Source organism: Citrobacter sp. C1 (genome assembly GCF_014596895.2).
Taxonomy (GTDB): domain Bacteria; phylum Pseudomonadota; class Gammaproteobacteria; order Enterobacterales; family Enterobacteriaceae; genus Citrobacter; species Citrobacter gillenii.
The window spans coordinates 1,676,160-1,702,376 of the sequence record NZ_CP115035.1 but is presented as its reverse complement, the minus strand read 5'-3'; the positions used below and the strand labels follow the sequence as shown (position 1 = coordinate 1,702,376).

Genomic DNA, 26,217 nt, shown 5'->3' with positions numbered 1-26,217 from the left:
TTTTGTTCGAAGGAAACACTGTAAGTACGTCATCACGACGCAACCTCCCCCAGTGTGGCCGCGATGTTAAGGAAAGATTCAGCACAAAAATGTGAAACACAGCACAGATTGTTACAGATTTATGACAAATGTTCATAAAGGCGCACGAAATCACGTTTCATTTTCGAATAATGAGCGATTATGCGCGAAATCAAACAATCCATGTTTTTTATGTGGCTAAATGATAAAAAAACGAACTGTGAGGAAAAACAATGAAAACTCGCGACTCGCAAACAAGTGACGTGATTATCATTGGTGGGGGAGCAACAGGTGCCGGGATCGCACGCGACTGTGCTCTGCGCGGATTGCGCGTCATCTTAGTAGAACGCCACGATATCGCTACCGGCGCAACGGGACGTAACCACGGCCTGCTGCACAGCGGTGCGCGCTATGCCGTCACTGACGCAGAATCTGCGCGTGAATGTATTAGCGAAAACCAAATTCTGAAACGTATCGCCCGCCACTGCGTAGAGCCTACGGACGGTCTGTTTATCACACTGCCGGAAGATGAACTCTCCTTCCAGGCCACCTTTATTCGTGCCTGCGAAGATGCGGGCATTCGTGCAGAAGCGATCGACCCTCAACAAGCGCGCATTATCGAGCCCGCGGTGAACCCGCAGTTGATTGGCGCAGTCAAAGTGCCAGACGGTACCGTGGATCCTTTCCGTTTAACCGCTGCCAACATGCTGGATGCCCGAGAGCATGGCGCGGTCATTCTGACGGCCCATGAAGTGACCGGGCTGATTCGTGAAGGTGCAACCGTCTGCGGCGTGAACGTTCGCAATCATCTCACCGGCGAGATGCAGTCCCTGCATGCGCCGGTGGTGGTGAACGCTGCCGGGATCTGGGGCCAGCGGATCGCGGAATATGCCGATCTGAGCATCCGCATGTTCCCGGCAAAAGGCTCGTTGTTGATCATGGATCATCGCATTAACCAGCATGTCATCAACCGCTGCCGTAAACCGTCGGATGCCGACATTCTGGTGCCTGGTGACACCATCTCGCTGATCGGCACCACCTCGCAACATATTGATTACGATGATATCGACAGCAACCGCGTCACCGCTGAAGAGGTGGATATCCTGCTGCGTGAAGGGGAGAAGCTGGCGCCGATTATGGCGAAAACGCGCATTTTGCGCGCCTACTCCGGCGTGCGTCCGCTGGTGGCCAGCGACAATGATCCAAGCGGTCGTAACGTCAGCCGCGGCATTGTGTTGTTCGATCATGCTGAACGCGACGGTCTGGATGGCTTTATCACCATTACCGGCGGCAAACTGATGACCTACCGCCTGATGGCTGAATGGGCCACCGACGCCGTCTGCCGCAAGCTGGGCAACACTCGCCCTTGCACCACGGCGGACGTCGCGCTGCCAGGTTCGCAGGAATCAACCGAGCACACGCTTAAGCGCGTGATCTCGTTGCCCGCACCGCTACGCGGCTCGGCAGTCTACCGTCACGGCGATCGCACCCCGGTCTGGCTGAGCGAAGGTCGTCAGCATCGCAGCCTGGTCTGCGAGTGCGAGGCGGTCACCGCAGGCGAAGTCCAATACGCCGTGGAAAATTTAACCGTCAACAGCCTGCTGGACTTGCGCCGCCGTACTCGCGTCGGGATGGGGACATGCCAGGGCGAACTGTGTGCCTGTCGCGCCGCAGGTTTACTGCAACGTTTTAATGTTACCACCGCCGCGCAGTCCATCACCCAGCTCTCCGAGTTTCTCAACGAACGCTGGAAAGGCGTGCAGCCGATTGCCTGGGGAGACGCACTGCGCGAAAGCGAGTTCACGCGCTGGGTGTATCAGGGGTTATGCGGTCTGGAAAAGGAGCACCAGGATGAAATTTGATACCGTCATTATCGGCGGCGGTCTCGCCGGACTGCTGTGCGGTCTGCAACTACAAAAAAGCGGATTACGCTGCGCGATTGTTACCCGTGGCCAAAGCGCCCTGCATTTTTCCTCCGGCTCGCTGGATTTACTCAGCACGCTGCCGGATGGACAGCCGGTGAGCGATATCGAGGCAGGCCTGAACGCACTGCGCACTCAGGCCCCCTTGCACCCTTATAGCCTTATCGGTACGCAAAACGTCCTGTCACTGGCGCAGCAGGCGCAAACCCTGTTGAAAGAATCCGGTGCCCAGTTGCAGGGCGAGGTGCATCAGGTACATCAGCGCGTAACGCCGCTGGGGACCTTGCGCTCAACCTGGCTCAGTTCGCCGGAAGTACCGGTCTGGCCGCTGTCTGCTCAGCGTATCTGCGTGGTGGGCATCAGCGGGTTACTGGATTTTCAGGCACACCTCGCGGCGGCCTCGCTGAGCCAGCGTAACCTCAGCGTCGACACCGCAGAAATCGAGCTGCCGGAACTGGATGTTCTGCGCGACAACCCCACCGAGTTTCGCGCGGTTAACATCGCACGCCTGCTGGATAACGAAGATAAATGGCCACTGCTCTGTGACGCGTTGCTGCCAATAGCAAAAACTTGCGACATGATTATTATGCCAGCCTGCTTCGGTCTCGCCGATTCCCGGCTCTGGCAGTGGCTCAATGAGCGTCTGCCCTGCTCGCTGATGTTGTTACCCACCTTACCGCCTTCTGTTCTCGGCATGCGCCTGCACAATCAATTACAGCGTCAGTTTGTACGCCAGGGCGGCGTGTGGATGCCCGGTGACGAGGTGAAAAAAGTCACCTGTCAGGACGGTGTGGTAAATGAAGTGTGGACCCGCAATCATGCTGATATTCCATTGCGTCCACGTTTTGCCGTGCTCGCCAGCGGCAGTTTCTTCAGCAGCGGACTGGTGGCAACACGCGAGGCTGTCCACGAGCCGATCCTCGGCCTGGATGTCCAGCAAACAGATACCCGTGCGCAGTGGTATCAGCGCGACGTCTTCGACCCGCAGCCGTGGCAACAATTTGGTGTGAATACTGATGACACCCTGCGCCCAACGCTTGCGGGAAAAACGGTAGAGAACCTGTTTGCCATCGGGTCGGTGCTTGGCGGTTTTGACCCTATCGCCCAAGGTTGCGGAGGCGGCGTGAGCGCAGTCAGCGCCTTGCATGCCGCACATCATATTGCGAAACGAGCAGGAGGCCAGCAATGAGCGACACACGTTTTGAAAGTTGTATCAAATGCACTGTGTGCACCACTGCCTGCCCGGTCAGCCGCGTCAATCCGAGCTACCCAGGACCCAAACAGGCCGGGCCGGACGGGGAACGTCTGCGTCTAAAAGACGGTGCGTTATACGATGATGCGCTGAAATACTGTATCAACTGCAAACGCTGCGAAGTCGCCTGCCCGTCAGATGTTAAAATTGGCGATATCATCCAGCGCGCGCGCGCCAAATATGACACCACGCGTCCGTCGCTGCGCAACTTTGTCTTAAGCCATACCGATTTGATGGGCAGCGTTTCCACACCGTTCGCGCCGATCGTCAATACCGCCACCTCGCTGAAGCCCGTGCGTCAGCTGCTCGATTACGCGTTAAAAATCGATCATCGCCGGACGCTGCCAAAATACTCCTTTGGTACCTTCCGCCGCTGGTACCGCAGCGTTGCCGCACAGCAGGCGCAGTATCAGGATCAGGTCGCCTTTTTTCACGGCTGCTTTGTGAACTATAACCATCCGCAGCTTGGCAAAGACCTGATTAAAGTGCTGAATGCGATGGGGACCGGCGTACAGTTGCTGAGTAAAGAGAAGTGCTGCGGCGTGCCGCTGATCGCCAACGGTTTTACCGATAAGGCACGTAAGCAGGCGGTCAGCAACGTGGCGTCACTCAGAGAAGCCATTGACGGGAAAGGTATTCCGGTGCTTGCCACCTCATCAACCTGTACCTTTGCGCTTCGCGATGAATATCCCGAAGTGCTGGATGTCGACAACACGGGTCTGCGTGAACATATTGAGCTGGCCACCCGTTGGCTGTGGCGCAAACTGGACGGCGGGCAAACGCTGCCGCTAAAAACACTGCCACTGAAGGTGGTCTACCACACCCCCTGCCATATGGAGAAAATGGGCTGGACGCTCTACACGCTGGAGCTGCTGCGTCAAATTCCTGGTCTGGAACTGACGGTGCTGGATTCCCAGTGCTGCGGCATCGCCGGGACCTACGGCTTTAAAAAGGAAAACTACCCCACTTCGCAATCCATTGGCGCCCCGCTATTCCGCCAGATCGAAGAAAGCGGGGCCGATATCGTCGTCACCGACTGCGAAACCTGCAAATGGCAGATTGAGATGTCCACCAGCAAGCGCTGTGAGCATCCAATAACCCTGCTGGCACAGGCGTTAGGCTAACTAACCAAGCCTACATCCCAATTGTAGGCCGATAAGCGAAATGCCATCTGGCAAAACATCTGCCGGATGGCAGCGTAAAACGCCTTATCCGGCCTACAAAATCTTCGCCATCAGGCAATAACAAACTATACGGTCAGTGATTCAACCACTTCAATCCAGCCATGCTCGGTGGCAATATCCTGATCGTTAAGCCAACGGCGCAGCATATTCAGAGCCATCATGGCGCACACTTCCTGACGCACCGGCAAGCTGTAGCGATTAGCGCTAAGTCGTACGCGTAATGCATGCGTGCCCTCAGACGTTGCCAGCGCAAAGTTAATATGTTCGTTTTCGAAACCCGATACCGCCAACGCCAAATCTGCGTAATGATTGCCGCGTCGCTCGGTTATCCAGTGCGCGGTTTGCGCCAGCGTTTCCTCCTGAGAGGGCACCACTTCACTGGCCAACAGCGGGGCGTTGGCGCGAGAAAGCTGGAGGGCGACCAGGCCCGCGGTAAACTGTTCGCTGAGCGTCAGGCTGTATTGCCGTTCCTGCAACGTGCGTGCAATTTGCGCGGGCAGCCCTTCCGTGCCTTCAAAAATCATATTCTGCCCGGCAACCCGCTTCACCTCCGGCCAGAGCGCCAGCATCGCTTCACGTTGGGAATCCGGCCCGGTAAGCTTCAACTCAATAATCGGCATTGATGAGCGATACCCCATCGTGACCCCGGCAGGCAAAGGCAGCGGATCCAAACTTTGCGCCAGCTCGCTTTCAGAACGGCCAAAGGTGGTTAGTCGCAGGCATAGCGGGGGTTGCGAGAGTGAGAATCGCTCCCGCAGACGCGGTAGGATCTCATGCTCGATCATCACTTTAAACTCTGACGGAACGCCCGGCGTAAAGAACATCAAACAGCGGTTGAGCTTCACGGCGAATCCGCAGGCGGTACCCACTGGGTTATTGATAAACTCGGCGCTGGCAGGTAATTCAGCTTGCTTACGGTTGCTCGGTGCCATAATACGACCGCGTTCGCGGAAGTAATGCTCCATCTGAGCAAGCCATGCCTCGTGCAGCACCAGCTCTTCACCTTTTGCCGTTGCCGCAGCCAGCGCGCTCAAATCATCGCTGGTTGGCCCTAAGCCACCGTTCACAATCAATACATCTGCATGTTCGCTGCGTTCGCGCAAAATGGCGACCAGGTCGTCGAGATTGTCGCCCACCGTGTTGCGGCGTGTTAACGGTAATCCCTGATTGAAGAAAAAATCAGCCAGCCAGGCGGCGTTGGTGTCGACGATCTGTCCGTGCAACACTTCATCCCCGGTGGATAGCATCTCCACGTTTAACATTGTGTTCTCCTGCTTATGCAATCAAAACACTATAACGCAATGGCGAGGGAACATGGAGGATGGAGGGAAAGAGAATGAGTAAGAGAAGGAAAAACAGGCGCAGCTGAACGCCGCGCCAGGGACATCAGAAGCTGGCGTTAACCCCAACATACGGGCCGTCAGCAATGGCATTGTCACGGTTGCCATCTTTACCCGCCAGGTTCAGGTAGCGATAACCGGCTTCGATACTCAGTGGGCGAATAATGGTCAGACGCGCGCCCGCATTGGCTTCTTCGTAGCTATCAATACCGCTGGAAAGCGAATCCGGAGAGTAGTAGTACTCGCCAAACAGACGGAAGCTGTCGCCAATCGGCCACTGCAAGCCACCACCAACCGCCGCCGCATAGCCTTCATCGCCGTCGTTTGGGTTGGTATAAACGCCTTTCCCGCCAACGGTGGCCAGCAGAGGACCAATCGGGATATTCAGGCCAAGACCGACGCCGGCAACATCACCATCATCGTCGTTATGCATCCAGTTACCGCTGGCTGCCAGCCCGGAGGACTCGGTACCGAAACCGAAGCCAAGGTTGGTGTAATCTTCACCCGCCTGGCCGCTGATGCTTACCGCGTTTGCCGACGCAGAAACAAACAGCATTCCAGCAAGGCCCAATAAAATACTTTTTTTCATTTTCTATCCTTTCCAGCAAGAAACTAAACATAGCCCCAAAACCGCTGGATTGTACTGCCTGATGGCGAGGAATCAATGAGCTAAAAAGGCGATGCAATAACATATTGTAACTAAATACTACTCAGAATGTTTAGCAAAGGTTAAGTTAACGGCCAACTTACGCCACAACAAGGGCCTGAGGCGTGTTTTCTGTTATCGCATTCATTTAATCCCGCTTCTCCTTTAAATCGGCCTGGCCGCATTTTTTCTGCGTCTGGTAACAGGTAAGATGAGTGAAAGATGGACTCACTGAACAGACACACTAAGGAACAGACTTATGCGTCAAAGAACGATTGTTTGCCCATTAATTCAAAATGAAGGGTGTTATTTACTGTGCAAAATGGCCGACGATCGCGGCGTGTTCCCCGGTCAATGGGCACTTTCAGGTGGCGGCGTTGAGCCAGGAGAACGTATCGAAGAGGCCTTGCGTCGGGAAGTGCGCGAAGAATTGGGCGAGCAGCTGGTGCTCACAGAGATAACTCCGTGGACCTTTAGTGATGATATCCGCACCAAAACCTATGCTGATGGTCGCCAGGAAGAGATCTACATGATTTATCTGATCTTCGATTGTGTTTCAGCCAATCGTGAGGTGAAGATTAACGAAGAGTTTCAGGACTTCGCCTGGGTTAAACCGCAGGACCTCGCCCATTACGACTTAAACGTCGCCACCCAAAAAACGTTAAAACTGAAAGGACTACTGTAGTTTTTGTCACGATGAAATTGGCTGTATGTGTACCGGCATTGCTTAATTTTTTAATAAAATGGAGTAATGTCGGTAGCTCGCGACGAAAAATAAAATATAAAAACATTTCACTTTCAAATAGATAATCACAAAAATCAAAACACTCCACATTATTTCTCAACCTTAAACTCTTAAGGATAAATTAACCTTCAATCATTAATCTTTGCAGCCTGATGAAATAATTAACGACACCTCTATTTATCATCCTAATAAATATGCGATGGCGTTTAATGGCTTGAAGGAATAATGATGTCTGACTTTTTGCCTTTCTCTCGCCCGGCCTTCGGTACTGAAGAGCTTGCCGCCGTCAAAACCGTTCTGGACTCAGGATGGATAACCACCGGCCCTAAAAATCAGCAACTGGAAGAGGCATTCTGTCGGCTGACGGGAAACCAACATGCCGTTGCCGTCTGCTCAGCTACAGCAGGTATGCACATCACGCTGATGGCGCTGGACGTAGCCGCAGGTGATGAGGTGATCACCCCGTCGATGACGTGGGTTTCCACGATCAATATGATTGTCCTGTTGGGTGCGACGCCGGTGATGATCGATGTCGACCGCGATACGCTGATGGTCACTCCCGAACAAATCGAAGCGGCCATCACTCCACGAACCAAAGCAATTATTCCGGTGCATTACGCCGGCGCTCCTGCCGATCTTGATGCGATTTACGCCATCGGCGAACGTTATGGCATCCCGGTCATCGAAGACGCCGCACATGCGGTGGGAACCTTATACCAGAGCCGTCATGTTGGCGCCCGCGGTACGGCGATTTTCTCCTTTCACGCCATCAAAAATGTTACCTGCGCGGAAGGTGGACTGATCGTGACCGACGACAGTGCGCTCGCGCAACGTCTGCGTAGTCTGAAATTCCACGGTCTGTGCGTGGATGCCTATGACCGGCAAACCTTTGGTCGTGCACCGCAGGCGGAAGTTATAACCCCGGGGTACAAGTACAACCTGACCGATATCAATGCTGCCATCGCCCTGGCACAACTGGATAAACTGGGTCGAATAAATGCACGTCGCGCTGAAATTGCGCACCACTATCAGCACGCGCTGGCAGATACGCCTTTTCAGCCGTTGAGCTTGCCGCAATGGTCGCACGGTCACGCCTGGCATCTGTTTATTATTCGTGTTGACGAGGCACGCTGCGGCCTGAGTCGGGACGCCTTAATGGAAGCACTGAAGGCTGAAGGTATCGGTACCGGTCTGCATTTTCGCGCGGCGCACACGCAAAAGTATTATCGCGAACGCTTCCCCACACTGTCGCTCCCCAACACAGAATGGAATAGCGCCCGCATCTGTTCACTGCCTTTATTTCCCGACATGACCGCCGACGATACCCAGCGCGTCATCACGGCACTTCGCCGGATAGCAGGACAATGACCATGTTTGAAGCCACACCGATTAAAAAAGTCTCGGTAGTCATTCCCGTTTTTAACGAACAGGAAAGTCTGCCGGAGTTAATCAGACGTACCTGTGCCGCCTGCGAAAAACTGGGGAAAGACTATGAAATCCTGCTGATCGATGACGGCAGCAGCGACAATTCCGCACAGTTGATGATGGATGCCTCACAGGCCCACAACAGCCATATTGTCTCTATTCTGCTGAATCGCAATTACGGGCAGCACTCGGCGATTATGGCCGGTTTCAGCCACGTCACCGGTGATTTGGTCATCACGCTGGATGCAGACTTGCAGAACCCACCAGAGGAGATCCCTCGTCTGGTCGCCACCGCAGACCAGGGCTTCGACGTGGTCGGAACGGTGCGCCAAAACAGGCAAGACAGCATCTTTCGTAAGACGGCCTCGAGGATGATCAACCATTTGATTCAACGTACCACCGGTAAAGCGATGGGGGATTATGGCTGCATGCTACGCGCCTATCGCCGTCATATCGTTGATGCCATGCTGCATTGCCAGGAGCGCAGCACCTTCATTCCCATTCTTGCCAACATCTTTGCCCGTCGCGCGACGGAAATCCCAGTGCACCATGCAGAGCGTGAATTTGGCGACTCTAAGTACAGCTTTATGCGTTTGATTAACCTGATGTATGACCTGGTGACCTGCCTGACCACCACGCCGCTGCGCATGCTGAGCCTGCTGGGCAGCGTGATTGCCGCCACGGGTTTCACCCTGTCCGTTCTGCTGGTCGCTCTTCGCCTGACGCTGGGTCCGCAGTGGGCAGCTGAGGGGGTCTTTATGCTGTTTGCCGTGCTGTTTACGTTTATCGGCGCACAGTTCATTGGTATGGGTTTACTCGGCGAATATATCGGTCGCATCTATAACGATGTCCGCGCCCGCCCCCGCTACTTTGTTCAACACGTTATTCGTCCACACACCACGCAGTCAAACGAGGAAAACCACGCATGAAAGCCGTCGTATTTGCTTATCACGATATGGGATGTCAGGGAATTCAAGCTTTGCTGGATGCGGGTTATGACATCGCTGCTATTTTCACACACACCGATAATCCCGGTGAAAATGCGTTTTTTGGCTCTGTTTCCCGGCTTGCGGCCAGCGCAGGGATCCCGGTCTATGCCCCAGACAACGTCAATCATCCATTGTGGGTTGAGCGCATCAGCCAGCTCGCCCCTGAGGTCATTTTTTCGTTCTACTATCGCCATTTACTCAGCGATGAGATTCTTCGCCTCGCACCTGTGGGCGCATTCAACCTGCACGGCTCGCTGCTGCCGAAATATCGTGGTCGCGCCCCGCTGAACTGGGTGCTGGTCAATGGCGAAACGGAAACGGGCGTCACGCTTCACCGTATGGTCAAACGCGCAGATGCCGGGGAGATTGTCGCACAACAGCGTGTGGCTATTTCACCCGATGACGTGGCATTAACGTTGCATCATAAACTGTGCCAGACGGCCCGCCAAATGCTGGAACAAACGCTGCCTGCTATCAAAACGGCTGACTTTCAGCAGCGCCACCAGCAGGAAGCCGATGCAACCTATTTTGGTCGCCGCACGCCGGATGACAGCCTCCTCGACTGGAACAATCCCGCAACGCAACTGCATAACCAGGTACGTGCCGTCTCCGATCCCTGGCCTGGCGCGTTTAGCTATGCAGGAACACAAAAATTTACCGTCTGGTCATCACGCCCGTGTACGAATACCATCGGCGCACAACCGGGCACCGTGATAAGCGCATCGCCATTGCAAATAGCCTGTGCCGATGGCGCACTTGAAATCATTACCGGGCAAGCGGGCGATGGCATTGCCATGCAAGGTTCACAGCTGGCGCAGGTTCTGGGTCTGGTGGTGGGGTCTCGCCTGAACGGCCAGCAGGTTTCCGCCAGCAAACGTCGCACGCGTGTCCTGATCCTCGGCGTGAACGGTTTCATCGGTAACCACCTGACCGAACGTCTGCTGCAGGAAGATAACTACGAGGTTTATGGGCTGGATATCGGCAGCGATGCGATTGGACGTTTTTTGTCACACCCTCGCTTCCATTTTGTCGAAGGCGACATCAGTATTCATTCTGAATGGATTGAATACCATGTAAAAAAATGCGACGTCGTGCTGCCGCTGGTGGCGATTGCCACGCCGATTGAATACACCCGCAATCCGCTGCGTGTCTTTGAGCTCGATTTCGAAGAAAACCTGAAAATCATTCGCTACTGCGTGAAATACCAGAAACGCATTATTTTCCCGTCAACGTCCGAAGTGTACGGCATGTGTGGCGATAAGGTCTTTGATGAAGACAGCTCAAACCTTACCGTCGGCCCGGTCAATAAGCCGCGTTGGATCTATTCCGTTTCTAAGCAGCTTCTGGATCGCGTTATTTGGGCGTACGGCGAAAAAGAAGGACTGCGCTTCACGCTGTTCCGTCCATTTAACTGGATGGGGCCGCGTCTCGACAGCCTGAACGCTGCCCGTATCGGTAGCTCACGCGCCATTACTCAGTTGATCCTCAATCTGGTGGAAGGTTCGCCGATTAAGCTGATTGAAGGTGGTAAGCAGAAGCGTTGCTTTACTGATATTCGCGACGGTATCGAGGCGCTGTTCCGCATCATAGAAAACGCCGGCGGACGCTGTGACGGCGAGATTATCAACATCGGTAACCCGGATAACGAAGCCAGCATTCAGGAACTGGCAGAAATGCTGCTGAGCTGCTTTGAAAAACATCCACTGCGTCAGCGCTTTCCGCCGTTCGCCGGCTTCCGTGACGTTGAAAGCAGCAGCTACTATGGCAAAGGTTATCAGGACGTTGAGCACCGTAAACCGAGTATTGTTAATGCCCGACGCTGCCTGAACTGGGAACCGACCATCGACATGCGGGAAACGGTAGAAGAGACGCTCGATTTCTTCTTACGCAGCGTGGATATCACGGAACACACATCATGACCAAAGTAGGCTTGCGCATTGATGTCGATACCTTCAGGGGGACGCGCGAAGGCGTGCCCCGCCTGCTGGAGACATTAAACCGACATAACGTTCGGGCAAGTTTTTTCTTTAGCGTTGGACCTGACAACATGGGACGCCATCTCTGGCGTCTGGTGAAACCGCAATTTTTGTGGAAGATGCTGCGCTCAAACGCAGTCTCTCTCTACGGGTGGGATATTTTACTGGCCGGGACCGCGTGGCCAGGAAAAGAAATAGGCCACGCGAATGCCGCCATTATTGCGCAAGCCGCCCGGGTTCACGAAACCGGCCTGCACGCCTGGGATCACCATGCCTGGCAGGCGCGAAGTGGCACCTGGAATGACAAACAGCTGATTGATGATATTTCTCAAGGTATTACCGTGCTTGAGGCCATCACCGGACAGCCTGTCACCTGCTCAGCCGCTGCCGGATGGCGTGCTGACGAACGCATCGTCCACGCCAAAGAAGCCTTTAACCTACGCTACAACAGCGATTGTCGGGGCTCTTCACTATTTCGCCCGCTGCTTGCGACGGGGAAAGCCGGCACGCCGCAGATTCCCGTCACTTTACCGACCTGGGATGAAGTGATTGGCCGGGAAGTGCAGGCTGTCGACTTCAATGCCTGGATCCTCTCCCACATACTGATGAACACAGCAACGCCGGTGTACACCATTCATGCGGAAGTTGAAGGGATCGCCTGCCATCACGATTTTGATGACTTGCTGACTCGAGCCGCTGATGCGGGCATTACGTTTTGCCCGCTTGGTGAGCTCCTGCCAGACGATATCACTACGCTACCAACAGGCCAGGTCGTTCGCGGCAAAATACCCGGCAGAGAGGGATGGCTCGGCTGTCAGTACCCGGTGAGTGTGTCACGATGAAATCTCTACGTTATACCGTGGCGTTTATCGCCTTTATTGCGCTGTATTATATTGTTCCCATCAATAGCCGCCTGCTGTGGCAGCCTGACGAAACGCGCTACGCGGAAATTAGCCGGGAAATGCTCAGCTCGGGCGACTGGATAGTCCCGCACTTTCTCGGGTTACGCTATTTTGAAAAACCGATTGCCGGATACTGGTTAAACAGTATCGGGCAGTGGTTATTTGGTGCAAACAATTTTGGCGTCAGGGCGGGCGCTATTTTTGCCACCCTACTCACCGCGCTACTGGTGGCCTGGCTTGCCATGCGACTCTGGCAGGATAAACGCACCGCCATACTCTCCTCAGTAATTTTCTTAACGTTTTTTTCCGTTTACAGCATCGGCACCTACGCAGTTCTCGATCCTATCATCGCCCTGTGGCTGATGGTGGGCATGTGCTGTTTTTGGCAAGGCATACAGGCCACCACTAAAACCGGCAAAATCATCGCCTTTTTGCTGTTGGGGCTGGCCTGCGGCATGGGGGTGATAACCAAAGGTTTTCTCGCACTGGCGGTCCCGGTTCTCAGCGTGCTGCCGTGGGTATTAGTACAAAAACGATGGAAAGATCTCTTTCTCTACGGTCTGCTGGCGGTGGTCGGTTGTATTGCTATTGTCCTGCCGTGGGGAATCACCATTGCACAACGCGAACCTGACTTCTGGCATTACTTTTTCTGGGTCGAACATATTCAGCGTTTCGCACTGGCGGATGCCCAGCATAAAGCTCCGTTCTGGTACTACCTGCCCGTCCTTATCGCGGGCTGTTTGCCCTGGCTTGGCCTTCTGCCTGGCGCGCTGCGAACAGGCTGGCGTGAGCGGGATATCCCGCGAGGTGCGCTGTACCTATTGGGCTGGATTATCATGCCGATTGTGTTTTTCAGCATCGCCAAAGGAAAACTCCCCACCTATATTCTTTCCTGCTTCGCGCCGCTGGCTCTCCTCATCGCGCGTTTCGGTGTGCAGGCGGCCAAGGAAGGATCCGTTGCCCTGCGCGTCAATGGCGGGATCAACATTCTGTTTGGGGTGATCGGCATTGTCGCCACCTTTGTGGTGTCTACACTGGGGCCGCTGCCGTCTCCTGTGTGGACGCATATCGAAACTTATAAGGTTTTTTATTCGTGGGGCATCTTTCTCATCTGGACTTTTTTTGGCTGGTATACGCTGACCAATAGCCAAAAAACTTGGAAATATGCCGCATTCTGCCCATTGGGGCTGGTGCTGTTGTTTGGATACGCGATACCCGACAGGGTCATGGAAGCGAAACAACCGCAGTTTTTTGTTGAAATGACCAAAGAGGTGTTACAACCGAGTCGCTACGTGCTTGCGGACAACGTTGGCGTCGCCGCAGGTCTGGCCTGGAGCCTGAAACGCGATGACATCATCCTGTACGGGCAAATGGGCGAGCTAAAATATGGCCTGAATTATCCCGATGCCCAGGGCCGCTTTGTCAGTCAGACTGGCTTTCCCGACTGGTTAGCCCAACATCGCCAGGAGGGTATTATTACGCTGGTGCTGTCGATTTCGAAGGATCAGGATATGACCCAACTTGCCATTCCCCCCGCGGATTACGTTGATAATCAGGGGCGTCTGGTCTTGATTCAGTACCGGCCCCAATGATCTGGCTGGCGTTAGTCCTCGCCAGTCTGCTCAGCGTAGGTGGGCAACTGTGCCAGAAGCAGGCCACCCGCCCGGTGGCCATCCGCGCGCGCAAACGCCACATTACGCTGTGGATTGGTCTGGCTCTGGCAAGCCTCGGTCTGGCCATGTTGCTGTGGCTGGCGGTATTGCAAAACATTCCCGTCGGCATCGCTTACCCCATGCTGAGCCTTAACTTTGTCTGGGTCACGCTGGCAGCCTGGAAAATCTGGCGAGAGTCCGTCACTAAGCGCCATTGGCTGGGCGTGGGGCTGATTATCACCGGTATTTTTATTCTCGGGAGCGCGGTGTAATGGGGATATTCTGGGGGCTATGCAGCGTCATGATTACTTCGCTGGCTCAGTTGAGTCTCGGCTACGCGATGGACAATCTGCCGCCGATACTGCATCCGTTGCGATTTATGGAAGCGATATTTTCCGCAAGCGTCGGGACGTTAACGCTGTACGCGGGACTGGTGGGGTATTTACTGTCGGTTATCTGCTGGCACCAGGCCCTGCACCGACTGGCACTGAGCAAGGCCTACGCCCTGCTCAGCCTCAGCTACGTACTGGTGTGGCTCGCCTCAATGTTCTTACCTGGCTGGCAGGGTTCATTTTCATGGCGGGCGCTCATCGGCGTGCTGTGCATTATGGCAGGGCTTATGACGATTTTTCTCGGACCCAGTCCAGCAATGCGCGGCGAGAAACCTTAATACCGCCACTTTTCAGCTCTGGCGGTAATTCCAGCCAGCGTACCGGTTGTTGAAAACGGGCCAGTTTATCTTTAACCCATTCAGCAAGATTGGCGTCATCCGCACGGGTATCGTATTCAACGACCGCCACCGGACGATGGCCAAACTCATGGTCTTCCAGCGGAACAACAAAGGCTTGCAGCACGTGCGGATGGGCGGCGATCACGCGTTCCACCTCTTCCGGCTGAATACCTTCCCCGCCGCTAAAGAACAGGTTGTCCATGCGACCGACAATCGTGAGCTTACCGTCGTTTAACACCCCGCGATCGCGGGTAGCAAACCAGCCTTCGCCATTAACCAGCGGAATAAGCTGCCCGTTGCGCCAGTAACCTGACGCCATGCTGGCAGCGCGCAGCCAGACTTCATCATCCACGATCCTGACCTCTCTGCCCGGCAAGGCAGAGCCGACATCGCCCAGGCCATCGGCCTCTTTCGCGCAAACCGTGGAAGCAAACTCCGTCAGCCCGTAACCGCACCAGCAGCGAATCCCCTGCTCACGCGCCTGCTCGGTCAGCTCAACCGGAATGGCCGCGCCCCCCAGCAGTACCGCTTTCAACGTGATCGGTGCGTTGTTTCCCAGTAATCGCCAAAGCTGCGTCGGTACCAGCGAGGCATGAGTGCAGCCCGCCAGCATCTGTTCCAGCGGTTGCTTGTCACGCACGGTCATGCGCGCACCGGCCAATAACCAGCGCCACAAAATACCCTGACCGGAAACATGAAACAGCGGTAGCGAGAGCAGCCAGTCATCCTCTGTGCCAAACGGCATTAATGACAGCACCCCCTGCGCACTCGCCAAATGTGCCTGACAGGTATGCACCGCTGCCTTAGGCAACCCGGTTGAACCGGATGTGAGTGTCATTGAACTCAATCGCAGAGGCAGCCAGTCGGCTGCATGCTCGCCAGACAGTTGCTGGATCTGCAGCGGCATCAGCCCCGAAAAGGGGTCATTGCTTTGCAGATCCAGCGCAAAACGCAGCGTTAAATCAGGGATCAACGCATCCAGCAGAGGCTGCGGCAGCTGCGGGTTCACCGGTAACACCCGCGCCCCGCACTGCAACAATGCCAGCCAGGCAAGCGCAGACGAAGGGTGATTCCAGGCACGCAGCAGCACGCCGTCGCCCTCTTTCACCCCCTGAGCGGCAAACCCCGTGGCCAGCGCGTCGACGCGCGTACAGAGCTCGCGCCAGTTCAGCACCTCATCATTGAGGCGTAACGCTGGCGCCTCTGCCCGAACTTGCCGCCAGTGACGCCACGGCCAGTCGGTAAACGCCGTCACCAGACCCGATATGCTTGTGACATCGGGCATGTCCTGCATGGTCATAGCAGTCGTTCCAGCGCATCCACGTTAATACATGGCAGCACACTGCCGGGCCAGCTGCGAACCTGCTGGCACTGCATCAGGCTCAGCGTGTCCAGACCCGGTATGGTCTGCGGCGTCAGCCAGGCGGCAATCCGCGCCAGTTGGGTTAACCCCAGGCTTGACTCAATAGACGAACTGATTACCGCAGTGAGTCCGAGCGCATGCGCGGCTGCAACCTGCTCGCGAACCTTATCCAGACTACCGGTGAGCGTAGGCTTGATGATCACCGCACTCACGCCTTCTTCCGCCATAAAGGTAAAGTCGGCTTCACGCAGGCTTTCATCCCAGGCAATGGCAATCCCGGTTTCCCGCGCAAAGGCGCGAGAATCATCACGGGTTTTGCACGGCTCTTCGAGGAAAGCAATGCGCCCGCGATAATCCGGATTGACGTATTTAGCAAACTGCTGCGCCTTCAGTGGCGTCCAGGCACGGTTAGCATCAAGACGTAAATGCAGATCGGGGATCGCCTCCAGCAGCAGGTTGGCCACCATGCCGTCACGTACAGCTTCATACAGGCCAACTTTGATCTTCGCGACTTTTTCGCCCGGCATGTCCGCCAGTTGCAGCACCAGATCGTCAGGGTCGCCGGTACACAATGGCGCGGCGCGATAATTCGCCGCCTCCGGCAATGTCCCGTCAAGCTCGGCGAGTGCGCAGCTAGCACCAAAAGCCACCGAAGGCAGCTGTGGTAAAGAGGTTTCCCCCTTCAGCCAGCCGTTTACCCAGGCCAACAGAGCCGTTTGCGCCTCTTCCCAGGTTTCCTGGCTGAAGCCCGGCAAGGGGGAGATCTCTCCCCACCCTTCACGCTCGCCGTCACGAAGACATACGTACAGCCCATCACGCGTTTTTAACCGCCTGTCACGCAAAATCACCCCCGCGTCCATGGGGATCTGCCAGCGGTATACCTGCGCGCTACGCATTACGGATTCCGTTTGAATTTGCTGAAGTCAGGCTGACGTTTCTGGTTGAACGCATTACGGCCTTCTTGACCTTCTTCCGTCATGTAGAACAGCATGGTGGCGTTACCGGCCAGTTCCTGCAGACCCGCCTGACCATCGCAGTCGGCGTTCAGCGCCGCTTTCAGGCAGCGCAGCGCCATTGGGCTGTTTTGCAGCATTTCACGACACCAGCGCACGGTCTCTTTTTCCAGATCCGCCAGCGGAACCACGGTGTTGACCAGGCCCATATCCAGTGCCTGTTTCGCATCGTATTGACGACACAGGAACCAGATTTCACGCGCTTTCTTCTGACCAACGATACGGGCCATATAAGACGCACCCCAACCGCCGTCAAAGGACCCCACTTTCGGGCCTGTCTGACCAAAGATGGCGTTTTCAGCCGCGATAGTCAGGTCACACATCATGTGCAGCACATGGCCACCACCGATGGAATAACCCGCAACCATCGCCACAACCGGCTTCGGACAGGTACGGATCTGACGCTGGAAGTCCAGCACGTTCAGGTGATGTACACCGGAGTCATCCTGGTATCCGCCGTAGTCGCCGCGTACTTTCTGATCGCCGCCCGCGCAGAACGCTTTGTCGCCTGCGCCGGTCAGGATAATCACGCCGATATTGTCGTCATAGCGCGCATCAGACATCGCCTGAATCATCTCTTTGACGGTTACAGGACGGAAAGCATTGCGTACCTGCGGACGATTGATGGTGATTTTTGCAATACCGTCGGTGGATTTTTCATAGCGAATGTCGGTATAGCCTTCAGAGCAATCGAGCCATTCTACCGGTGCGTAAAGCATTGTTTCATCAGGATAGATCATAAAATGTCCTTTAGTCAGCGACGCAGAATCTGAGCCAGACAGTCTACTACGCCCGCGGGATTGTCCCGATGCGCGTTGTGTCCAGCGTGAGGAATCACATGGTTCGGTACAGACATTTCCGTCGCCAGAGCGCGGAATTTATCGTCACGTTCACCACATAAATAATAAAACGGAAATGTGCGCGTGGTGAGCGGCGCACGTAAATCGGGTTGACCCGCCAGCGAGGTGGCCTCCAGCATAGCGGCAAGCGTAACGCCATTGTTCTGGCTACGCAGCTCAACCAGCACCTGCCGTTGCGCAGGGCTTAGCGAGGCAAAAACCGGTTGTTGGTACCAGTCGTTAAAAACATCACGTAGCGGCTCGTGGCGAAAACGTGCGGCCCAGCGACCGTCGGACAGGCGACGCTGCGCGCGCTCGTCTTCACTTTGCAGCCCCGGATGCCCGCCTTCGACCACCAGGCCGCAAAGCCCTGACATCCCCTGGCAAGCCGCCATCATCGCCACTCTGCCGCCAAGAGAATATCCCACCAGCCAGTAGCTAAGTATGTTGTAACTAAATAAAGTATTACGCAGCAGTTCGCTGACGTCATCAAATCCGCTGACGTGAATATCCGCAGAACCGCCGTGTCCGGGCAAATCAATATACAACCGTGAACAGTCCGCAAACTGCTCCCCGACCAGCTGCCATTCCCGGCAATCGCCGGAGAAGCCGTGCAGGAAAACCAGCCAGGGGGCATCCGCCTGGTCCTTGTTCGCCTGCGCGTGCAGGATCATAGATGACTCACCTGCGCCAGCAGCTGCTGCAGGGTTTGCGCCCCGTCAGTCTCATTGACCACCAGCTCAATCACCGTGGCGGCCGGAGTACGCCAGGCTCCTGCCAGCGCGCTCTCCAGCTGTTCCCAGTTTTCCGGGCGGTGATATTTTAGGTTAAACATCGCTGCCGCATGATCAAAATGGACGTTCTGCGGCATCAGATAGAACCGTTCACGCTCACTTTGCGGTGTCGGCAACAGGGAGAAAATCTGCCCGCCGTTATTGTTCACCACAATCAGGACAAACGGTGCGGAGACCTGGCGCAATAAGGCCAGCGCATTCAGATCATACAGCGCCGATAAGTCGCCGACGATGGCCAGCGTCGATTTCGCGCTGGCTCGCTGTACACCTGCCGCGGTTGACAGTAGACCGTCGATACCGCTGGCCCCGCGATTGCTGTACACCGGATACCCTGCCGGAAGCTGAGACAGTGCGTCAATCAGACGTACCACCAGACTATTGCCGACAAACAGCTGGCCCTGTTCAGGCAGATACTCGCGAATGCGGTGCGCCAGCTGCGCTTCACCAAACGCCTCGCGACGCGCTGCCACCGTCTGCCACGCCTGTTCCGCGAGGCGTGGAACATCGACGCACCAGGGCTGGCGTTTCTCTGCCGGATGCAGATCCAGCCAGTCGCTAACCTTCGCGACTAACCTGCGTCCACGATGATGAGCGGGATCCAGCCGTCCTTCGATATTGTCGACAATCCAGTATTCTTGCGGGTTACAGGTAGCCTGCCATTGCAACAGACGTTTTCCGGTCAGGCTGCTGCCCAACTGCACCACAATCTGTGCCTGCTGTAATTCGGTCACCGCTTTCGCATTGCCCAACCACAGGTCGGCACACGGCAGCGGCTGTCCGGTTTGCGACAGCACATCGCCAATCAGCGGCCAGCCTAACGTCTGCGCCCACAGCGCAACTTTCTTACCCTCTTCCGCCGTCATACGCCCGGCAATCACCACGCCGCGCTTTTGCCGCCAGAAGAACCAGTCGCGCTGTTTGTCACTTTCCAGCCGACGCGCTTCGCGCAGCCAGGGTTTATCATCCTGCCACCAGTCACCCAGCCGCTGCTGCCACTCAATGCCTGTGTCGTCCATCTCGCCATACAGCGGCTCCGCAAACGGGCAGTTAATGTGTACCGCACCGCTGTGCAGTGAAGCCATGGCATTATCGAGGGTGGAAACCAGCCAACTGGCGGGAATGTCCTGCGTCGGACGCGGTAAAGAGAGCGTTTGCGATGGATGAGAAGCAAACATTCCCGGCTGACGAATCGCCTGATTCGCCCCGCAGTCGATAAGCTCAGGCGGTCTGTCCGCCGTGAGTAAAATCAGTTTTTCACCGGTGAGACCGGCTTCGATAAGCGCCGGATACAAATTCGCTACCGCCGTACCGGAGGTCACAATCACCGCCACCGGCTGCCGGCTGACCTTGGCCAGACCTAAGGCCAGATGCCCCAACCCGCGCTCGTCAAAGTGGGTATGGTGGATAAAGGCAGAATTCTCCGCTGCGGCCAGCGTCAATGGCGTCGAACGAGAGCCAGGCGCAATGCAAACATGCCTGACGCCGTGGCGAGTGAGTGCTTCCAGTATGACCGCCGCCCAGCGTCGGTTAAATGCGCTTACTGACATAAGATTGTCCGGTATCAATATTGCGACACAGTATAAAGAATCGAATAAATGGATTTTTGATATGAGTCGATAATGTGTGACTCATTAGGCTTCCATCTGTAATAAAGTACGTAAACCCGCCGCTTTATTGTCTATTTCCTGCCATTCTTGTTCGGGATCGGAGCCGCGTACAATCCCGGCCCCAGCGTACAGGCGCACCACATTGCCGCTAATTTTCGCCGAACGTAGCGACACGCAAAACTCACTTTGCTGCAGGGAGAGATATCCCGCAGAGCCGGCATACCATTCTCGTTCAAAAGGTTCATTATGCTGGATGAATGCGCGCGCCCGTTCACGCGGAATGCCCGCCACTGCCGCGGTCGGCTGGAGCTGCATCAGGCAAAGCGTATCGTCCGGTTGATTCAGCGCAGTCCAGATACAGCGGCGCAGATGCTGCACTTTGCGCAGTCTGAGCACCTGCGGTGGCAGCACGTCGAGGGTTTGCGTACAGTTTTGCAGTCGCTGACAGATATCTTCCACCACCAGCATATTCTCACGCTGGTTTTTATCGTCCTTCATCAGCCACTCGCCGAGCTGCCAGGCCCGGTGGTCGTCAGGATGATTAGCGACGGTTCCGGCCAGCGCTTCGGTACGCAGCGCCGTGTCACGCCGCCGATACAAACGTTCAGGAGACGATCCCAAAAAAGCGCACTCGGCGGAAAACGCCATAAAGAAATGGTAGCAGTTAAGGTTTAAGCGACGACTGGAGGCCATCACCGACGCGGCGTTCACCGGCTGTGAGAACTGTAAATCGGTTGCCCGCGCCAGCACCACTTTGTCGAGCGCTTCCCCGGCAATGGTTTGGGTCGCCAGTTCAATCAGGCGCGTCCAGCCCGCTTTATCCGGCCAGTGCTGCTCAGCGGTTAAATTCAGGCGCAGTGCGGGAAGCGGCTTCACGTTGGCAAGCGTTGAAAGGAAGGCGCGCGCGTGCACGGCATCGTCTTGCAGCGACACGTCGCTATACAGGTGTAACCGTAAGGTTGCCACGCCTGCGCAACGCCGCCATTCCAGGCGAGGTAGCAGTAAATTGCCACGCTGGGGTTCAAACGCATTCAGGCCCCAGATGCGCAGTTCAGGATGGTCTTCATGCTGGTGTAAAAACTGCTGAGCGACGGCCAGAGAGGAAAACGTTGCCACGGCACCCAGCACGGCGGCTTCTTCATCACCGTTACGCTGTTGCCAGTAAAACTGCGGCCAGACGGGTTGACTGGCCAGCCAGCCCAAAGCGTCGAAAGCATCATTCAGAGGGAAAGGGATGTCGTAAATACGAATGCCAGGTGCTGCCGGTATCTCTTGCGTCAAAAGGCGCATCAGATTTTCCAGCGCAGTAGTAATTGAATGCACGCAGACCTCTCCCTGTTAAAAACCTCTCATTATACGGGGTACTGACGAGAAAAAGCAGTACCCCCGTTTAGGGAGTACTGACAAATGCGATGAAGGTGTCGAATTTATCGCCGTGCTAACAATAAACCCATCACTAAACCGACCGTTGCACCCACGCCGATCCCGCGCCACGGTTTATCATGCACATAGTCATCTGCCCGGCAAACGGCCTTTTTCGCGCGATAATAATAGCTGTCCGAAGCGTGGCTGACGCGATTTCTCACCTCTTCTAACGCCTGTTCGGCTTTCGCTTTTAACTCCAGGTACTTCTGGTCGGCAGGATCGCCCGACGAGCGCAGCACTTCTTCCAGCGTTTCACTGAGTAATTCCAGGTCATCATCAATACGTGATTCATAAGAATGAAAAGACATTATTTTCTCCCTTTCTATTTACGTACCCGCTAACTATAGACGACCTGAGCTGTTTACGCTTGATGTCCCTCACGCGCCATGCCGATGTGCGGAATACCATCTTCATCATAGATATCCGTCACCGGAACGAAACCAAAGCGCTCGTAGAAAGGTTGCAGATGCGCCTGCGCGCCCAGATACAACGCCTTGTGCGGCCAGTGCTGAGCACAGGATGCCAGCGTCTGCGTCATCAGCTGCTGCCCCAGTTTTTCCCCGCGTAACGCAGCGCTGACAATCACCCGGCCGATAACCACCGGCTCGAGATCGTCGTCGCTTTTCAGAATCCTCGCATACGCCACCAGCCGATCATTATGCCATCCCAGAAGGTGTCGGTTTTCACCCGTCAGGTCATCGCCGTCCACATCCTGATATGGACACTGTTGCTCAACAACAAACACCGCACAGCGCAGCTGAAGAATGGCATACAGTTGCTGGACGGTCAGTTCTGTATGGTGGAGATCTTGCCAGTGAATCATTGTCTGCCCCTTGGTTGTGATAACCTGAACACCCTGCCTTATTGACGGCGAAAAGTGTAATACTAAGATGGAATTAATTTTTTTAGGCACGTCTGCGGGTGTCCCCACGCGCTCCCGCAATGTAACGGCAATATTACTCAATCTGCAACACCCTACTCAGGCGGGATTGTGGCTTTTCGATTGCGGCGAAGGAACGCAGCACCAGATGCTGACCACGCCATTCAATCCGGGAAAACTCGATCGTATTTTTATCAGCCATTTGCACGGCGATCACCTTTTTGGCCTGCCGGGACTGCTGTGCAGCCGCTCGATGGCCGGAAACGTCCAGCCGTTGACGCTGTACGGGCCAAAAGGGTTACGTGAATTTACCGAGACTGCATTACGCCTGAGCGGCTCCTGGACCGATTATCCGCTGGAGATTGTGGAAATTACCGCCGGAGAAATTCTCGACGACGGTCTGCGTAAAGTAACGGCTTTCGCGCTGGCGCATCCGCTTGAATGCTACGGTTTTCGCGTTGAGGAACATGACAAACCCGGTGCGCTTGACGCCAGCGCGCTGAAGGCAGCGGGCGTTAAGCCAGGGCCGTGGTTCCAGGATCTCAAAGCCGGTAAAACCGTCGTGCTGGAAGATGGTCGTTCCCTTAACGGTGCTGATTTTCTCGCCCCGGCGATTCCGGGCAAATCCGTGGCGATATTTGGCGATACCGCGCCGTGCGCCTCCGCCCTCGAACTGGCAAAAGGGGTGGATGTGATGGTACATGAAACCACGCTGGACGCCTCGATGGAAGAAAAGGCCAACAGTCGGGGACACAGCTCCACCCGCCAGGCTGCGATGCTGGCACGGGAGGCAGGTGTGGGTCGATTGATTATGACTCACGTCAGCTCGCGTTATGATGAAAAAGGCTGCCAACGTTTGCTCGAAGAGTGCCGGGCGCTGTTTGCGGACACCGAACTGGCGCACGATTTCGCCGTTTTCACGGTTTAACGCTCTATTTTTCCGCCTCAGTGCCGATAACAGTGAAAAGGCTGGCGTTCACACTGAGGACAGGATGAATAATATTCAGAAAGACATTGATGACAGGACAAACCTAACCCTGTCTAACCGCTTTGAACTGCTGCTGTTTCGCCTCGGCACATCGCTGGATGAGCAGAAATCAGAGCTGTTTGGCATCAACGTATTTAAGCTGCGCGAAATTGTCCCCATGCCCGCATTTACGCGTCCGGCGGGCATGAAAGCCCCGTTGCTGGGCATGGTGAACATTCGCGATCAGGTGATCCCGGTGATCGACTTGCCCGCCGTTGCCGGATGCAAGCCTGAGACCGGACTGAACATCCTGCTGATCACCGAATACGCCCGTAGCGTGCAGGCGTTTGCGGTAGAATCAGTGGAAAACATTATGCGCCTGGACTGGCAACAGGTGCATACCGCCGAGAAAGCCGTCAACGGTCGCTATATCACCAGCATCGCCTGTCTGGATGACAACAAAGAAACCAACAACCTGGCGCTGGTACTCGACGTCGAACAGATCCTGTATGACATTGTGCCGTCAAACCACGATCTGCGCGCCACCCACCTGGAGACCAGTAAATTCAATATCACCCCAGGTGCCGTGGCGATTGTGGCAGAAGACTCCAAGGTCGCCCGGGCGATGCTGGAAAAAGGGCTTAACGCCATGAACATTCCGCACCAGATGCATGTCACCGGCAAAGACGCGTGGGAAAAAATTCAGCAGCTGTCCCTGGAAGCGCAGGCGGAAGGCAAGCCCATCAGCGAGAAAATTGCGCTGGTGCTTACCGATCTGGAAATGCCGGAGATGGACGGCTTTACGTTGACCCGCAAGATTAAGACCGATGAACGCCTGAAGAAGATCCCGGTCGTCATCCACTCGTCCCTTTCCGGCAGCGCCAATGAAGATCACGTGCGCAGAGTGAAGGCCGATGGCTACGTGGCAAAATTCGAGATCAACGAGCTGTCTTCCGTAATCCAGGAAGTGATGGAACGCGCGGCGAAAGACATTAATGGGCCACTGGTGAGCCGCCAGATTTCAGCCTGACTGAACTCAGCACATAAAAAAACCCGCCGCGGCGGGTTTTTTCGTTTTAGCGTATCGCTTACATCAGCGGCGTCGCTAACTGCACGATGCTGATCAGCGGTTGCGGGTAGATACCCAGCACCAGCACCAGCAGTGCAGAGATCAGCACCACGATACCGCCCGCGCTGTACTGCCAGTTAGACGGTGCATCACGATTCAGTTGCTGCGGTGCGCTCAGGTACAGGCTCACGGCAACGCGCAGGTAGTAGTACAAACCAATCGCGGAACCGACCACCACGGCGGCAACCAGCCACCACAGGTTAGCCTGCACACCGACGGCCAGCACGTAGAACTTACCGATAAAGCCCAGCGTCATCGGGATACCCGCCAGAGACAGCATCATCACCGTCATCACTGCCGCGAGGATCGGACGATGCCAGAACAGACCACGGTAGGAGAACAGTGAATCCGCATCCGGACCACGATACGGGCTGGACATCAGGCTGACCACACCGAATGCGCCGAGGCTGCTGAACAGATAACCAGCCAGGTACACGCCTACTGCTTCCATCGACATCTCGCCACTTTGCAGGGCAATTAGCGCCACCAGCAGGTAACCAAGGTGAGAGATAGACGAATAACCAAGCAGACGCTTGATGTTGGTCTGGCTCAGCGCCATCAGGTTACCGAAGATGATAGAGGCAAAGGCAATCACGCCCAGCACAATACGTACTGCTTCGCTGTCGCCAACCGGCGCGTACAGGAACAGACGCATCACCACGCCGAAGATAGCGATTTTGCTCGCCGTCGCCAGGAAGGTGGACACCGGAGCCGGAGCACCCTGGTAGACGTCTGGCGTCCACAGGTGGAACGGCACCAGAGAGAGCTTAAAGCCCAGACCGACGATCATCATCCCGAAGCCTGCCAGCAGCAGCGGTTCGTTCAGCATACCGTCGCCGAGGCTCTTACCGAGTGCCACGAACGACAGGTTGCCGGACTGCGCGTACACCAGCGCCATACCGAACAGCAGGAATGAAGACGCTGCGGCAGACAGAATGGTGTATTTGATACTGGCTTCCAGCGAGCGTTTCTGACGAAACGCATAGCCCACCAGACCAAACAGCGGCAGAGAGATCAGTTCGATACCGAGGAACAACGCCGCCAGATGGTTAGCGTTAGCCAGCAGAATCCCGCCCAGCGCGGCAATCAGCACCAGCAGGTAGAACTCTTCCCGGTTGTCGTCATAGCCTTCCAGCCATGGGTAGGCAAAGGTACAAGTAGCAAGGCTCGCCAGCAGGACCATCCCGGTGTAGAGCATCGCGAAACCGTCAACCCGCATCAGCGGGGTGACGTCCATGGCGCCTGCCTGGCCAACAAACCAGAGCGAAACCAGCGCGGCGTTAAGCCCAATGACCGACAGCGTGGCATTGAGGAAGTGATTGCGTCGCCACGCAATGGAGAGCATCACAACCACCACCGTCAAGCCGACGATCAGCAGCGGTAGCAGCGCAATCAGGTGTTGTGGAGTTATTGTCATGG

Annotated in this window: 24 protein-coding genes; 13 read left to right on the top strand and 11 right to left on the bottom strand. The window is 55.6% G+C overall.

Features of this window, described 5'->3' with window-relative positions; genetic code table 11:
• Positions 1-251: 251 nt before the first annotated feature.
• Genes glpA through glpC form a run of 3 tightly spaced genes read left to right on the top strand, consistent with a single transcriptional unit; the run spans position 252 to position 4,316 of the window.
• Positions 252-1,880: an anaerobic glycerol-3-phosphate dehydrogenase subunit A gene (gene glpA, locus IB214_RS08240; RefSeq protein ID WP_117343428.1), complete on the top strand. Its 1,629-nt coding sequence runs from the start codon at positions 252-254 to the stop codon at positions 1,878-1,880.
• Positions 1,870-3,129: a glycerol-3-phosphate dehydrogenase subunit GlpB gene (gene glpB / locus IB214_RS08235; protein WP_117343427.1), complete on the top strand. Its 1,260-nt coding sequence runs from the start codon at positions 1,870-1,872 to the stop codon at positions 3,127-3,129. Before glpA ends, glpB begins: the two co-directional genes overlap by 11 nt.
• Positions 3,126-4,316: an anaerobic glycerol-3-phosphate dehydrogenase subunit GlpC gene (gene glpC, locus IB214_RS08230; RefSeq protein WP_096756399.1), complete on the top strand. Its 1,191-nt coding sequence runs from the start codon at positions 3,126-3,128 to the stop codon at positions 4,314-4,316. Before glpB ends, glpC begins: the two co-directional genes overlap by 4 nt.
• Before the next feature lie 125 nt (positions 4,317-4,441).
• On the opposite strand, the gene IB214_RS08225 is transcribed toward glpC, so the two are convergent.
• Together IB214_RS08225 and IB214_RS08220 are read right to left on the bottom strand one after the other, a co-directional pair.
• On the bottom strand, positions 4,442-5,638 hold the full coding sequence (locus tag IB214_RS08225; protein ID WP_117343426.1) for a nicotinamide mononucleotide deamidase-related protein YfaY: 1,197 nt from the start codon (positions 5,636-5,638) through the stop codon (positions 4,442-4,444).
• A 124-nt stretch (positions 5,639-5,762) separates the two neighbouring features.
• Positions 5,763-6,305 (bottom strand): YfaZ family protein, encoded by a 543-nt coding sequence (locus tag IB214_RS08220; RefSeq protein WP_115257927.1) that lies wholly within the window; start codon positions 6,303-6,305, stop codon positions 5,763-5,765.
• Between the two features lie 316 nt (positions 6,306-6,621).
• Here IB214_RS08220 and nudI point away from each other — a divergent pair, with 316 nt between their 5' ends.
• The 8 genes from nudI to arnF all read left to right on the top strand — a co-directional run bounded on the left by nudI (position 6,622) and on the right by arnF (position 14,721).
• The gene (nudI, locus tag IB214_RS08215; RefSeq protein ID WP_117343425.1) at positions 6,622-7,047 is read left to right on the top strand and encodes a nucleoside triphosphatase NudI; all 426 of its coding nucleotides are present in this window, start codon (positions 6,622-6,624) and stop codon (positions 7,045-7,047) included.
• 288 nt (positions 7,048-7,335) lie between these two features.
• Positions 7,336-8,475, top strand: a complete 1,140-nt coding sequence (gene arnB / locus IB214_RS08210; RefSeq protein WP_117343424.1) for a UDP-4-amino-4-deoxy-L-arabinose aminotransferase — start codon at positions 7,336-7,338, stop codon at positions 8,473-8,475.
• A 2-nt stretch (positions 8,476-8,477) separates the two neighbouring features.
• Entirely contained in the window at positions 8,478-9,461 is a 984-nt protein-coding gene (gene arnC / locus IB214_RS08205) for an undecaprenyl-phosphate 4-deoxy-4-formamido-L-arabinose transferase (RefSeq protein ID WP_117343423.1), read from the top strand.
• Positions 9,458-11,440 carry a bifunctional UDP-4-amino-4-deoxy-L-arabinose formyltransferase/UDP-glucuronic acid oxidase ArnA gene (gene arnA / locus IB214_RS08200; RefSeq protein ID WP_117343422.1) on the top strand — a complete coding sequence of 661 codons (1,983 nt, stop codon included), beginning with the start codon at positions 9,458-9,460 and terminating at the stop codon, positions 11,438-11,440. The genes arnC and arnA overlap by 4 nt, the downstream gene beginning before the upstream one ends.
• On the top strand, positions 11,437-12,339 hold the full coding sequence (gene arnD / locus IB214_RS08195; RefSeq protein ID WP_117343421.1) for a 4-deoxy-4-formamido-L-arabinose-phosphoundecaprenol deformylase: 903 nt from the start codon (positions 11,437-11,439) through the stop codon (positions 12,337-12,339). The genes arnA and arnD overlap by 4 nt, the downstream gene beginning before the upstream one ends.
• A complete protein-coding gene (gene arnT, locus IB214_RS08190) occupies positions 12,336-13,991 on the top strand; it encodes a lipid IV(A) 4-amino-4-deoxy-L-arabinosyltransferase (RefSeq protein WP_117343420.1) in 1,656 nt (551 codons plus the stop codon). The genes arnD and arnT overlap by 4 nt, the downstream gene beginning before the upstream one ends.
• Complete coding sequence (arnE, locus tag IB214_RS08185; RefSeq protein WP_117343419.1) at positions 13,988-14,323, top strand: 4-amino-4-deoxy-L-arabinose-phosphoundecaprenol flippase subunit ArnE; 336 nt, start codon at positions 13,988-13,990, stop codon at positions 14,321-14,323. Before arnT ends, arnE begins: the two co-directional genes overlap by 4 nt.
• Positions 14,323-14,721 carry a 4-amino-4-deoxy-L-arabinose-phosphoundecaprenol flippase subunit ArnF gene (gene arnF, locus IB214_RS08180; RefSeq protein ID WP_117343418.1) on the top strand — a complete coding sequence of 133 codons (399 nt, stop codon included), beginning with the start codon at positions 14,323-14,325 and terminating at the stop codon, positions 14,719-14,721. Before arnE ends, arnF begins: the two co-directional genes overlap by 1 nt.
• Here arnF and menE read toward each other — a convergent pair.
• From menE to IB214_RS08140, 8 genes are all read right to left on the bottom strand, one after another.
• Positions 14,669-16,081, bottom strand: a complete 1,413-nt coding sequence (gene menE, locus IB214_RS08175; protein WP_117343417.1) for an o-succinylbenzoate--CoA ligase — start codon at positions 16,079-16,081, stop codon at positions 14,669-14,671. The genes arnF and menE overlap by 53 nt on opposite strands.
• A complete protein-coding gene (gene menC, locus IB214_RS08170; RefSeq protein WP_117343416.1) occupies positions 16,078-17,040 on the bottom strand; it encodes an o-succinylbenzoate synthase in 963 nt (320 codons plus the stop codon). The genes menE and menC overlap by 4 nt, the downstream gene beginning before the upstream one ends.
• On the bottom strand, positions 17,040-17,897 hold the full coding sequence (gene menB, locus IB214_RS08165; protein WP_096756386.1) for a 1,4-dihydroxy-2-naphthoyl-CoA synthase: 858 nt from the start codon (positions 17,895-17,897) through the stop codon (positions 17,040-17,042). Before menB ends, menC begins: the two co-directional genes overlap by 1 nt.
• A gap of 14 nt (positions 17,898-17,911) precedes the next feature.
• Positions 17,912-18,670, bottom strand: coding sequence for a 2-succinyl-6-hydroxy-2,4-cyclohexadiene-1-carboxylate synthase (menH, locus tag IB214_RS08160; protein ID WP_117343415.1), 759 nt, complete (start codon positions 18,668-18,670; stop codon positions 17,912-17,914).
• A complete protein-coding gene (gene menD, locus IB214_RS08155) occupies positions 18,667-20,337 on the bottom strand; it encodes a 2-succinyl-5-enolpyruvyl-6-hydroxy-3-cyclohexene-1-carboxylic-acid synthase (RefSeq protein ID WP_117343414.1) in 1,671 nt (556 codons plus the stop codon). Before menD ends, menH begins: the two co-directional genes overlap by 4 nt.
• Positions 20,338-20,421: 84 nt before the next feature.
• The gene (menF, locus tag IB214_RS08150; RefSeq protein WP_117343413.1) at positions 20,422-21,720 is read right to left on the bottom strand and encodes an isochorismate synthase MenF; all 1,299 of its coding nucleotides are present in this window, start codon (positions 21,718-21,720) and stop codon (positions 20,422-20,424) included.
• A 104-nt stretch (positions 21,721-21,824) separates the two neighbouring features.
• Positions 21,825-22,130: a stress response protein ElaB gene (elaB, locus tag IB214_RS08145; RefSeq protein WP_096756382.1), complete on the bottom strand. Its 306-nt coding sequence runs from the start codon at positions 22,128-22,130 to the stop codon at positions 21,825-21,827.
• A 53-nt stretch (positions 22,131-22,183) separates the two neighbouring features.
• Complete coding sequence (locus tag IB214_RS08140; RefSeq protein WP_117343412.1) at positions 22,184-22,645, bottom strand: GNAT family N-acetyltransferase; 462 nt, start codon at positions 22,643-22,645, stop codon at positions 22,184-22,186.
• Positions 22,646-22,712: 67 nt separating this feature from the next.
• On the opposite strand from IB214_RS08140, the gene rbn reads away from it, so the two are divergent.
• Together rbn and IB214_RS08130 are read left to right on the top strand one after the other, a co-directional pair.
• A complete protein-coding gene (rbn, locus tag IB214_RS08135) occupies positions 22,713-23,630 on the top strand; it encodes a ribonuclease BN (protein ID WP_117343411.1) in 918 nt (305 codons plus the stop codon).
• Positions 23,631-23,694: 64 nt separating this feature from the next.
• Positions 23,695-24,699 carry a chemotaxis protein gene (locus IB214_RS08130; RefSeq protein ID WP_096756379.1) on the top strand — a complete coding sequence of 335 codons (1,005 nt, stop codon included), beginning with the start codon at positions 23,695-23,697 and terminating at the stop codon, positions 24,697-24,699.
• Between the two features lie 58 nt (positions 24,700-24,757).
• Here IB214_RS08130 and nuoN read toward each other — a convergent pair whose 3' ends face one another.
• Complete coding sequence (nuoN, locus tag IB214_RS08125) at positions 24,758-26,215, bottom strand: NADH-quinone oxidoreductase subunit NuoN (RefSeq protein ID WP_115257911.1); 1,458 nt, start codon at positions 26,213-26,215, stop codon at positions 24,758-24,760.
• Positions 26,216-26,217 lie beyond the last annotated feature (2 nt).